The following is an 11448-nucleotide window of genomic DNA, read 5'->3' on the forward strand; positions in this document are numbered from 1 at the left end:
GTCTGACAGAACTGGGCAACAAATATTGCGGAAGGAAGATGACTTGGAGGTGGTCTGTCCGTATCCTCGCAGACATGACGACAAACATCGAGCAGCCCTACGTCTATCGGCGTCGCGAGCTCGTCGAGCCCGACTGGACCCGATTCCCCGGGTGGCGAGACGTCACCAAGGACGAGTGGGCCAGCGCCCAGTGGCAGCGCGCGCACTGCGTCAAGAACGTCGCGCAGCTGCGCGAGCTCATGGGCGACCTGCTCACCGACGAGTTCTATGCCGACCTCGAGCGTGACCAGGTCGAGCGGGCGACGATGTCGATGCTCGTCCCGCCGCAGATGCTCAACACCATGGTCAGCGAGATGTCGTGGGCCGAAGGTTCGATGCCCGCTGCCGGCGTCGCCTTCACGCAGGCCTTCCTCGCGGACCCGGTGCGCCTCTACATGCTCCCGGTCTTCAGCGACCGGCGCACCGACTGGCCCTCGCACCCGTTCGCGGCGCGCGACAGCCTGCACGAGCACGACATGTGGGCGGTCGAGGGCCTGACCCACCGCTACCCCACCAAGGTCCTCGCCGAGATGCTGCCGACCTGCCCGCAGTACTGCGGCCACTGCACGCGCATGGACCTCGTCGGCAACTCGACCGCGCAGGTCGTCAAGCTGAAGCTCGCCGGCAAGCCGGTCGACCGCCACGCCGCGATGCTCGACTACCTCCAGCGCACCCCGCAGGTGCGCGACGTCGTCGTCTCCGGTGGCGATGTCGCCAACATGCCGTGGAAGAACCTCGAGGGCTTCCTCGACAAGCTCCTGCGCATCGACAACATCCGCGACATCCGGCTGGCGACCAAGGCGCTCATGGGCCTGCCTCAGCACTGGCTGCAGCCGGACGTCGTCGAGGGCGTGGCCCGGGTGTCGGCGCTGGCCCGGTCGCGTGGGGTGTCGCTGGCCATCCACACCCACGTCAACCACGCCCAGTCCGTGACCCCGCTCGTCGCCGACGCGTCCAAGGCGATGCTCGAGGCCGGCGTGCGCGACGTCCGCAACCAGGGCGTCCTCATGCGCGGCATCAACGACACGAGCGAGGACCTGCTCGACCTCTGCTTCGCCCTCCAGGACGAGGCGATGATCACGCCGTACTACTTCTACATGTGCGACATGATCCCGTTCTCGGAGCACTGGCGGCTGGCGCTGCACGAGGCACAGCACCTGCAGCACTCGATCATGGGCTACCTCCCCGGCTTCGCCACGCCGCGCATCGTCTGCGACGTGCCGTTCGTCGGCAAGCGCTGGGTGCACCAGGTCGACACCTACGACCGCGACAAGGGCATGTCGTTCTGGCGCAAGAACTACCGCACGTCCATCGAGGGCACGGACGAGCAGGCGCTCTCGCGCGAGTACGTCTACTACGACCCGATCTACACGCTTCCGCAGGCCGGCCAGCAGTGGTGGAGCTCCAACACCGACGTGGAGCAGGTCCACGCCGCGGCGATGGCCGGGGCGACCGCCAGCCGGGACGCCTCGGCGCGCGACCTCGCCTGACGACGTGCGTCCGAAGGCCTGACCCTCGTGCTGAGGGTCAGGCCTTCGGCACGTTCAGGACACTGTCGAGGAGCCCTGGGAAGGCCTCGTCGAGCTCCTCACGGCGCAGCGAGACGAGCCGCCCCGGCCCTGCGGCTCGTTGCGGATGACGCCGGCCTCTCGCAGGACCTTCATGAGGTGCGACTTCGTCGACTTCGGCAGGGCCGGGTTCGTGGCGCCGCACTGCGCCATCTGCAGCGGGCCGTCGGACAGGTCGTGGACGATCTGGAGGCGAGCCGGGTCGCTCAGCGCAAAGAGGACCTCGGTCAGCTCGAGGTCCTCCATCGCGGGATGGGGCAGTGCCTGGTTCGCGGGCATGGTTCGATAATAGTCGAACCACATGCTGGACGTCGGGAATGCCCGGGCGCACGGCACGGTTCGAACCCTTTCGAACCGTTCTTTTTCGTCGGAGAGGCCGTCATGAGCGCACCCAGCAGCATCCGGAGCAGTCCCCGGGAGACGTCGACCTCCGCCGTGCGGGTGGCTGAGGTCGACGAGCGAACGGCGACGACACGTCGTCTCGGGCGCCGCTCCGGCTTCGTGCTCGCGCTTGCCACGGTCGTCGCCCTCATGGTCGGGGCCAGCGCCCCGTCGCCCTTCTACCCCGTGTTGCAGGCCGAGATCGGGTTCTCGGCGGGCACCATGACCACGATCTTCGGCGTCTACGCCCTGGCGCTCCTCGTGACCCTCCTCGTCACGGGGTCGCTGTCCGACCACATCGGCCGGCGACCCGTGCTGGCGGCCGGCTTCATCGTGCTGGCCGCCAGCATGGTCGGCTTCTGGCACGCCGACAGCGTCGCGACCCTGCTCGTCTCGCGTGCCGTCCAGGGCCTTGCCGCAGGCCTGCTCATGTCGACGATGACGGCTGCGGTCACGGACCTCGAGCCGCCCTCTCGTCCCGGCTTGGCTGCCACGCTCAACAGTGTGACGCCGCTCTTCGGTCTCGCGGTCGGCGCCCTCATCGGCGGTCTCGTGCTCGACCTGAGTGCTGCCGATGCCCTCACGATCGTGTTCGCGTCGCTCACGGCGGTCTATGTCGTTCTTGGCCTTGGAGTCCTCGCTCTCCCGGAGACCAGTCCTCGCCACGAGGGCTGGCGCCGCTCACTGCGACCCAGGGTCGGAATCCCGGAGGCCGCGCGTCCCGCCTTCCGCCGCAGCGGCCCGGCACTCTTCGCCGGGTGGGCCACGGGTGGTTTGTACCTGTCGTTGGGCGCGCCCATCGTCGGCCAGCTCCTCGGTGGCCGCTCGCACCTCGTCCAGGGGTCCGTGGTGGCCGTGCTCACCGGCGTGGGCGCGGTGAGCTCATTCCTCGCCCGCAACCGCACCCCACGGCAGATCACCATCTATGGCACGACGATGCTCGCGGTCGGCACCCTCCTCACTCTCGTGGCCCTGCACGGCGAGTCGTTGGTCGGGTTCCTCCTCGCCGCCGTCGTGGCCGGGTCCGGCTTCGGCACGTCGTTCCTCGGCATCATGCGCTCGATCACGCCGACCGTGGGGCCCGAGCAGCGCGGTGAGCTCTTCGCGAGCGTCTTCGTGGTCAGCTATCTCGCCTTCGGCCTGCCGGCCGTGGCTGCTGGGTTCGCCGCTCCCCGTCTGGGGCTGGAGACGACGGCGACGATCTATGGACTCGTGGTCGTGGTCCTCTCCGGCGCGGCCGCCCTGACCCGCACCTTCACCACGAAGGGCTGACCGACACGGCATACTCGCCCGTCATGGGACGCAAGGAACGCGGTGGTTCGGTCGGCACCCCGGCGACCGTTGCGTTGACCCGGGCGAAGATCCCGTATGCCGTGCGTGCCTACGAGCATGACCCTGCGGCGCCGTCGTTCGGTCTGGAAGCAGCGCAGGCACTCGGCGTCGAGCCGGCCCGGGTCCTCAAGACGCTGCTCGTCGACACCGGCACCGGTCTGGCGGTCGGCGTGGTCCCGGTGGACCGCAGCCTGGACCTCAAGGCGATGGCGGCTGCGCTGGGTGTCAAGAAGGTCTCCATGGCCGATCCCGTTGCGGCAGAGCGCAGTTCGGGATATGTCGTGGGCGGCATCTCCCCTGTGGGGCAGAAGCGCTCTCTGCCCACAGTGGTGGACGCATCGGCTGCAGAGCACGACACGGTGCTCGTGTCGGGCGGTCGTCGCGGGCTGGACCTGGAGCTCTCCCCGCCGATCTCGTGCGGGCGACCCGCGCGATCACGGCACCGATCGCGCGCTAGTCAGGAGGCCAGGCGCAGGTGCTCGGGGAGCTCGCGCACGGCGTGCTCGGTGGCGACGTAGGCCGCCACGAGGTCGACGCCGACATCTCGGCAGACCTCGACGAGCACCTGGTGACAGGAGCGGTCGGTGTCGGTGAAGAGGGGCGACCCCTGGCGCCCGAGGGCTGCCACGACGGCCGGAGGCCGCAGATCGTCAAGCATCATGCGGACCGGCGACCCCAGGGTCGTGGGGTCGGCAGGGCCCAGCTCGGTGATGAGGACGGGCTGGACACAGCGGTGTTCGTCGTCGAGCAGGAGGATGGCAAGACACCCCTCCGTGCGGTCGACGTAGCCGACGAAGAGATCCACGGCGTCGGCGCGCAGGATCGGGTCGTCGAGTGGGAGGTCACGGAAGTTCTTGGGCAGGTCGTCGAAGGTCATGACGGAATCGTGCCGAAGAACTGCGAGGGCGCCGTGGACTTTTCCACAGGGGGCGAGACCTACTCCCAGGGCGTGGAGAGCACGACCGTCGTCTTGGTCGAGACGTTGGCCGCGCCGCGGATGCGGGCCAGCAGCTCCTCCAGCTCGAGGGGGGTGGCGACCCTCACCTTGAGGATGTAGTTCATGTCGCCCGCCACGGAGTGGCACTCCTCGATGGCCGGGATGTCGCGCAGGTGGTCGGGGATGTCGTCGGGGGCGGCCGGGTCGAGGGGGGTGATCGAGATGAAAGCCGTCATCGCGACCCCGACAGCCGCATGGTCGACGCGCGCGGTGTAGCCCTTGATGACACCCCGCTTCTCGAGGCGGCGAACCCGCTGGTGGACGGCCGACGTCGACATGCCGAGAGCCCGCCCGAGGTCGGTGTAGCTCATGCGGCCGTCGGTCGAGAGCTGCTCCACGATCTTGCGGTCCAGGTCCTCCACGTCGCCAACCCTAGTCAGTTCAGGGCACGATGCTCGTCATGACCACGATGTCGACGACACGCCGCCCCCGTGGGTCCTTCATCGTCCTCGGTGTGCTCGTGACGCTCTGGGTGGTCTGGGCCCTGTGGTTCGCAGCGGCCCCCGACAGCAACCCCGGTGGACAGTGCTCCGGCCTCGGCTTCGGCTGCACCCTCACTCCGCACGACCTCGCCGTCTTCGCGGGGATCATCGTCGTCGCCCCGCTGAGCGCCCTCGCCCTGCTCGTCACCCTGGTCGTGCGCATCGTCCGGATCAGGCGCGGCTCACCGCGGACGGTGTGGGACGTCGTGATCGCGGCGCTGCTCCTCGTCGCTGGGCTGGTGTGGCTGGTCGGCACCGTCATCGGCTCGCTGTGAGCCAGAGGGGGCGCAACTAGGCTGACCGCCATGACGACGGACCGGCTGCTGCTCCTCGACTCTGCCTCGCTCTACTTCCGCGCGTTCTTCGGCGTCCCGGACCAGCGCGACTCGACCGACGAGACGCCGACGAACGCGCTGCGCGGGTTCCTCGACATGATCGCCACGCTGGTCAACGCCCACAAGCCGACGCACCTCGTCGCCTGCTGGGACGACGACTGGCGCCCGCAGTTCCGGGTCGACCTCATCCCGACCTACAAGACGCACCGGCTCACCGAGGGCAGCGACGTCGTCGAGGAGTCGCCCGACGACCTCACTCCGCAGGTGCCCCTGATCCGCGACGCCCTCACCGCGCTCGGCATCCCACGCCTCGGCGCCCCCGGCTTCGAGGCCGACGACGTCATCGGCACCCTCGTCGAACGGCACCGGGGCGGCAAGGCCATCGACGTCGTCACCGGTGACCGCGACCTGCTCCAGCTCATCGACGACGCCAATTCCGTGCGTGTCCTCTACACCGGCAAGGGCGGTGTGCGAGAGCCGGACCAGGGCACCGAGGCCTACCTGCGGGAGAAGTACTCCGTACCGAGCGGTGACGCCTACCTCGACATGTCGATCCTTCGGGGAGACACCAGCGACGGGCTTCCCGGGGTCAAGGGCATCGGTGACAAGACGGCGGCGCAGCTCATCGCGGCATACGGATCGCTTGAAGGACTGCGCAAGGCGGTGGCCGACGGCGACCCCGCCATCAAGGGCGCCAGGCGGACAAACCTCGAGGCCGCCGCGGCCTACCTCGACGTCGCGCCGCGAGTGGTGCGCGTGGCCCGCGACGCTCCTGTTGCCGACGTCGACATCACGCTGCCCACCAAGGTGGCCGACGCCCGTCTGCTCAGCGAGCTCGCCTCGACCTACGGGATCACCAACCCGATCAACCGCGTACTGGCGGCCCTGCAGATCCCCTGAGCAGCACCACCGCTCATGCCCCCGGCGGACCGAGCAGGTCCCAGTGATTGCCCCATGGGTCCCTCACGACGACGACCGCACCATACGGCTCCCGTCGGCGAGGACGAACGACCTCACCGCCGGCCTCGACGACCCGGCCCAGCGTTCGGTCGAGGTCGGTGACTCGCAGGAAGAGCCCGACGCGACCTGCCCACTGGTCTCCGACGATCCGCTCCTGGCGGTCGCCGTCCGCTCGGGCGAGCAGGATGCCAGTGCCACCATCCCGGGGCCTGACGACCACCCAGCGCTTTGGCCGGCCGTCGGTCGTGAGCGACGGCACGTCCTCGCTGACCTCGAAGTCCAGAGCCTCTGTGAAGAACCGCATTGCCGCGTCGTAGTCGTCGACCACGAGGGTGATGAGCTCGAGGGGCATCACGTTGCTCTCAGTCGAGGCGGTCGGCGGCGACGACGCCCCGGCGGACGGCGTCGACGGCCTTGCGCGCGGTACGCCTCAGCTCGGTGTCGGAGGCGGCGTCGGCGATCTGGCCCAGCAGGTCGACGATCTGCTTGCACCGTCGGACGAAGTCACCGGCAGCCATCTCCTGGCCGCGCAGCACCGTGTCGAGACGTTCACCGCTCGCCCACCGGTGGACCATCCAGGCCATCCCGCCGTCCGGGACCGCCGTGACCTCGAGTCCGTGGTCGCCCTCGAGGTCGTCGAGCTCGCTCCAGCGTCGCTGCATCTCGGTGATGGCGGCGGCCACGTCGTCGTTGGGCATCTTCGGTGACGGGTCGGCCTGCTCGTGCCTCGGCTCGTGGACGAGGGTGGAGACACAGGCAGCGAGTCCGGGTGCGTCGAGCCGCTTCCACACGTCGTGGCGAAGGCACTCGGCCGCCAGCAGGTCACGCTCGGTGTAGAGGCGGCGCAGCCGCTCGCCCCGCTCGGTGACGACGCCGTCCTCGAGGTAGCCGAGCTGGGTCAGGACGACGCAGATGCGGTCGAAGGTGCGTGCCACCGAGTTGGTGCGGCCCTCGACCTTGCGCTTCAGCCCGGAGGTCTCTCGCCTGAGGCGGTGCCAGCGCTCGGCCCATCGGGCGTGGTCCTCGCGGTCAGGACACTGGTGACAGGGGTGGGCCCTGAGCTCGGCCCGCAGGTGCGCGATGCGGTCGTTCTCCTCTGCCGCCTCCTGCGCCTCCTCCTTGGCCCGCTTCGGAGGCAGGTCGTGGGGCACGGCGATCCGCATCGTCGTCGCGAGGTCACGCCGCGACTTCGGGGACTTGGCGTTGAAGTGCTTGGGCACCGTGATCGAGGCGGCGGCCTCGACAGGGACGGGGACGTCGTCGAGCGTGAGCCGCCGGAACTGGCGGTCCTCGGTCACGACACCGGGCCCGCTGGCTGCACCCCTGCCCGTCTTGGCGGTCTGCACGACCACGGCCCAGCCCGAGCGCCGGCCGGCGGGCACCTTGATGATGTCGCCCATCCGGAAGCTTCTCGAGGCTGACCGCGGCCTCGGCCCTGCGGCTGGCCGAACGCTTGCGGACCCCGTCCTTCTCGGCATCGGCGATGGCACGGCGCAGGTCGGAGTACTCGCGGAAGTCGCCGAGGTCGCAGTGCATGGACTCGGCATAGCCCTCGAGCGCCTCGTCGTTGCGTCGGACCTTGGTGGCCAGCCCCACGACGGCGCGGTCGGCCTGGAACTGGGCGAAGGACGTCTCGAGGATGTCGCGGGCCACCTGGCGTCCGACCTGGGCGACGAGGTTGACCGCCATGTTGTAGGTCGGCCGGAAGCTCGAGCGCAGCGGGTAGGTGCGCGTCGACGCCAGACCACCCACGGCGAGCGGGTCGAGGCCCCGGCTCCACTGCACGACGGCGTGCCCCTCGATGTCGATGCCACGCCGTCCGGCGCGACCGGTGAGCTGGGTGTACTCGGCCGGCGTGATGTCGGCGTGGGTCTCGCCGTTGAACTTCACGAGCTTCTCGAGCACCACGGTGCGCGCCGGCATGTTTATGCCCAGGGCGAGCGTCTCGGTGGCGAAGACCGCGCGGATGCGCCCCTGGGTGAAGAGCTCCTCGACGATCTCGCGGAAGAGCGGGAGCATCCCCGCGTGGTGGCAGGCGAAGCCCCGCGACAGCCCCTCGACGAAGTCGAAGTAGCCCAGGATCCCGAGGTCCTCCTCGGCGAGCGAGCCCATGCGCTCCTCGACGTGCCGGCGGATCCGCTCGCCGTCGCGCTGCGGGATGAGGCGGGTGTCGGACGACAGCAGCTGCCCGACGGCCCCCTCGCAGCCCATGCGGCTGAAGATGAAGGTGATCGCCGGCAGCAGCCCGTCACGGTCGAGCTGGGCGATGACCTCGGCCCGCGTCGCTCCCCCACCGGGGCGGCCCCCTCGCGTGAAGCCCCGGTCTGCGCGCCCGTTCGGCCCACTCGATACATCGACCGTGCCGCCGCGACCGGGCCCTCGTCCGGGCCCGCGTCCGTGGTCGCGCCCACTCTTGCGGCCCCCCTCACGGCCCAGGTCGCGAGGGCGCTCTGGGCCTCGCCCCTTGTCGCGGGTGCTCCCCCGCACCCATCCGTCGGCCCGTCGCTGCTCGGCGCCACGGATGGCCTGGACGAGGTCGGGATTGACGCGTGGCGTCGAGCCGTCCTCGCGGGGCTCGGCCGTCTCGTCGACGAAGAGGTCGAACATCGAGCTGCCGACGAGCATGTGCTGCCACAGTGGCACGGGGCGGTGCTCGGAGACGACGACGGCATGGTTGCCCCGGACCTCGGCCAGCCAGTCACCGAACTCCTCGGCGTTGCTCACCGTCGCGGAGAGCGAGATGACCTGCACCGACTCGGGCAGGTGGATGATGACCTCCTCCCAGACCGCGCCTCGGAAGCGGTCGGCGAGGTAGTGGACCTCGTCCATGACGACGAAGCCCAGTCCACGCAAGGTGCTGCTCCCGGCATACACCATGTTGCGCAGCACCTCGGTCGTCATGACGACCACGGGGGCCTCGCCGTTGACCGACGAGTCGCCCGTCAGCAGACCGACGTTGCCGACCCCGTGGACGGCGACGAGGTCGTGGTACTTCTGGTTCGACAGAGCCTTGATCGGCGTCGTGTAGAAGGCCTTGCGGCCCGTGGCCAGGGCCATGTGCACCGCGAACTCACCGACGATGGTCTTGCCCGCACCGGTGGGTGCCGCGACGAGGACGCCCTGACCCGCCTCGACGGCAGCGCACCCCTGCACCTGGAAGTCGTCGAGCGGGAAGCCCAGCGACGCCATGAAAGTCGCGAGATGGGAGGTGGGCTCGACCGTTGTCCCGCTCATGCGGTCAGGCTACGTCAGGACGGTGACCGCTCCCGGCACGACCTCGCACTCGAGCGGCAGTGGTTCGAAGCGCTCCCCGTCGGCATACGAGACGATCCCTTTCGCCTCGAGCCGGACGTGTCGGCCGCGGAGGATCTCGACGGACGGGTGGCTGACGTGCTCGCCCTTGAAGACCTTGGGGAAGACGCGCAGCAGCGTCGGGATCGAGACCTCGTGAAGGATGAGGATGTCGAGCAGGCCGTCGTCGAACTCCGCGCTCGGGACGACCTTCATGCCTCCTCCGTATGCCGGCCCGTTGGCGACCGCGACGAGCATCGCCCTGGTCTCGTGGCGAGCCCCGTCGACCTCGACGACGTAGGGGATGGGCCTGAAGACGCCGAGCTCGCGCAGGATGGCCAGGTTGTAGCGCATCTGCCCCTTGGGCCAGTGCCAGCCGTTGGCCCGCTCGTTGACCACGGCGTCGAAGCCGGCGGCGAGCACTCCCAGGAACCAGCGCTCGTCACCGCGAGGGGTGGTGTGGCGCACGGCGTCGACCCGACGCGTGGCACCACGGAGGATCCGCTCGACCGCCTTGGCGGCGTCACGCACCGGCAGGCCGAGCTCACGGGCGTTGTCGTTGCCCGTGCCCGCCGCGATGATGCCGAGAGGGATGTCGGCGCCGGCCACGAGGTTCACGCCGAGATGCACCATGCCGTCGCCACCGGCGACGACGATGCAGTCGACCGAGTGGTCCGCGATGGCGGCCCGGGCCCGGGCGATGGCATGGGCGCCGTCCATGGCGGACAGGTCGACGATCTCGTGTCCGGCGGCTGCCAGCAACGCTGCAGCCTCTCGTCCGACGCGAGCACCGGTGTTCTTGCCGGCGGTCGGGTTGATGACCAACCCGATGCGTTCGCGACGGGCGTCGCTCACAGGGTCGAGGCCTCGTCGTCCGCCGTCTGGAGCCAGTCCGGGCGACTCTTGGCCCGACGCCGGTCGATGAGCCGGGCCACGCCGTAGGCCACGAAGTAGAGCACCATCAGCGGCGCTGCGAGCAGGAACATCGTCATCGGGTCAGCGGTCGGGGTGGCGACCGCGGCGAAGACGAAGATGCCCACGGTCGCCACGCGCCAGCCCCGGATCATCCTCTCGGCGGGGAGGATGCCGACGGCGTTGAACGCGACGAGGAAGACCGGGAAGAGGAAGCCCGCACCGAAGACGAGAATGAAGCGGGTGACGAAGGAGAAGTAGGCCGAGACCTGCTGGATGTTGGACGTGCCCTCGGGCGAGAAGCCGTAGAGGAGCTGCAACGACTGCGGCAGGACGATGTAGCCCAACCAGCAGCCGCCGAGGAAGAGAGGGACCGTCGAGGCGATGAAGGCCAGCGAGATCCGCTTCTCCTTCTGGGTCAGCCCCGGCACGACGAAGGCCCACAGCTGGTAGAGCCACACGGGGCTCGCGCCCATGACACCGACGAAGACCGACAGGCTGATGAGGTTGGAGAACGCCGACGTGGCCTCACCGAAGTTGAGGCTGATCGTGCTCTGCGGGTTGGCCCGCTCGTAGGCGTAGAAGGGATCCGTCAAGAAGTCGAAGACGTGGCCGTAGTTCAGTCCAGCGGCGATCGCGACGACGACCACGGCGATGGCCGCGATGAGCACGCGTCGCCGGAACTCGCGCAGGTGGTCGCCGAGCGACATCCTGCCCTCGGGGTCGCGCTCACGCCGCCGGGGCAGGTGAGCCCGACCGGCTTTGGCAAGTCGGGGCATCGAAGGTCTGGGGTCAGACGACGTGGCCGGTCGGACCGGACTGGTTGTCCGTCCGGGGCGCGTTCTCGTCGATCGGGGACGAGGTCGGGGCTGCAGTGGGGGTCGCGGCCGGTGACGCCTGCGTGGGCGCGGGGGCTGCCGGGTCACGGTGCACGGTCTCGCCGGGCACGGTCTCGGACGCCTTCTTGTCCTTGTCGCCCTTCATCTCGTCGACCTCGGACTTGAAGACGCGCGCCGACCGACCGAGGCTGCGTGCCGCGTCGGGCAGGCGCTTCCAGCCGAAGATGACGATGAGCAGGACGGCGATGATGATGATCTCGGGGGCGCCGATGCGGTTCATGAGGCAAAGCCTTCTTCCAGTGAGAGGTCGGT

Annotated in this window: 11 protein-coding genes and 2 pseudogenes; 5 read left to right on the plus strand and 8 right to left on the minus strand. The window is 69.5% G+C overall.

Going from position 1 to position 11448, the window contains the following annotated elements; genetic code table 11:
* The first annotated feature begins 74 nt into the window (after positions 1 to 74).
* Positions 75 to 1529, plus strand: a complete 1455-nt coding sequence (locus ACZZ98_RS17645) for a KamA family radical SAM protein (protein ID WP_463517463.1) — start codon at positions 75 to 77, stop codon at positions 1527 to 1529.
* A gap of 54 nt (positions 1530 to 1583) precedes the next feature.
* On the opposite strand, the gene ACZZ98_RS17650 is transcribed toward ACZZ98_RS17645, so the two are convergent.
* Positions 1584 to 1886, minus strand: a complete 303-nt coding sequence (locus ACZZ98_RS17650) for a transcriptional regulator (RefSeq protein WP_463517464.1) — start codon at positions 1884 to 1886, stop codon at positions 1584 to 1586.
* A 102-nt stretch (positions 1887 to 1988) separates the two neighbouring features.
* Between ACZZ98_RS17650 and ACZZ98_RS17655 the strand changes: the two genes are divergently transcribed.
* Together ACZZ98_RS17655 and ybaK are read left to right on the plus strand one after the other, a co-directional pair.
* Complete coding sequence (locus tag ACZZ98_RS17655; RefSeq protein ID WP_463517465.1) at positions 1989 to 3260, plus strand: MFS transporter; 1272 nt, start codon at positions 1989 to 1991, stop codon at positions 3258 to 3260.
* Positions 3261 to 3283: 23 nt separating this feature from the next.
* A pseudogene (gene ybaK / locus ACZZ98_RS17660) lies at positions 3284 to 3777 on the plus strand (Cys-tRNA(Pro) deacylase).
* Here ybaK and ACZZ98_RS17665 read toward each other — a convergent pair.
* Positions 3778 to 4197, minus strand: coding sequence for a hypothetical protein (locus ACZZ98_RS17665; RefSeq protein WP_463517466.1), 420 nt, complete (start codon positions 4195 to 4197; stop codon positions 3778 to 3780).
* Positions 4198 to 4256: 59 nt separating this feature from the next.
* Entirely contained in the window at positions 4257 to 4679 is a 423-nt protein-coding gene (locus ACZZ98_RS17670; RefSeq protein ID WP_463517467.1) for an Lrp/AsnC family transcriptional regulator, read from the minus strand.
* A gap of 38 nt (positions 4680 to 4717) precedes the next feature.
* On the opposite strand from ACZZ98_RS17670, the gene ACZZ98_RS17675 reads away from it, so the two are divergent.
* The gene (locus ACZZ98_RS17675) at positions 4718 to 5074 is read left to right on the plus strand and encodes a hypothetical protein (RefSeq protein ID WP_463517468.1); all 357 of its coding nucleotides are present in this window, start codon (positions 4718 to 4720) and stop codon (positions 5072 to 5074) included.
* A 30-nt stretch (positions 5075 to 5104) separates the two neighbouring features.
* Entirely contained in the window at positions 5105 to 6034 is a 930-nt protein-coding gene (locus tag ACZZ98_RS17680) for a 5'-3' exonuclease (RefSeq protein ID WP_463517469.1), read from the plus strand.
* 13 nt (positions 6035 to 6047) lie between these two features.
* On the opposite strand, the gene ACZZ98_RS17685 is transcribed toward ACZZ98_RS17680, so the two are convergent.
* The 5 genes and pseudogenes from ACZZ98_RS17685 to tatA form a co-directional block, all read right to left on the minus strand.
* Positions 6048 to 6446, minus strand: a complete 399-nt coding sequence (locus tag ACZZ98_RS17685) for a VOC family protein (protein WP_463517470.1) — start codon at positions 6444 to 6446, stop codon at positions 6048 to 6050.
* Positions 6447 to 6456: 10 nt separating this feature from the next.
* Positions 6457 to 9328, minus strand: a pseudogene (locus ACZZ98_RS17690) (DEAD/DEAH box helicase).
* A 9-nt stretch (positions 9329 to 9337) separates the two neighbouring features.
* Positions 9338 to 10240 (minus strand): diacylglycerol/lipid kinase family protein, encoded by a 903-nt coding sequence (locus ACZZ98_RS17695; protein WP_463517471.1) that lies wholly within the window; start codon positions 10238 to 10240, stop codon positions 9338 to 9340.
* Positions 10237 to 11076 carry a twin-arginine translocase subunit TatC gene (tatC, locus tag ACZZ98_RS17700; protein ID WP_463517472.1) on the minus strand — a complete coding sequence of 280 codons (840 nt, stop codon included), beginning with the start codon at positions 11074 to 11076 and terminating at the stop codon, positions 10237 to 10239. Before tatC ends, ACZZ98_RS17695 begins: the two co-directional genes overlap by 4 nt.
* 13 nt (positions 11077 to 11089) lie before the next feature.
* On the minus strand, positions 11090 to 11416 hold the full coding sequence (gene tatA, locus ACZZ98_RS17705) for a Sec-independent protein translocase subunit TatA (RefSeq protein WP_463517473.1): 327 nt from the start codon (positions 11414 to 11416) through the stop codon (positions 11090 to 11092).
* Between the last annotated feature and the right edge of the window lie 32 nt (positions 11417 to 11448).

The sequence above is a fragment of the Knoellia sp. AC549 genome (genome assembly GCF_979258975.1).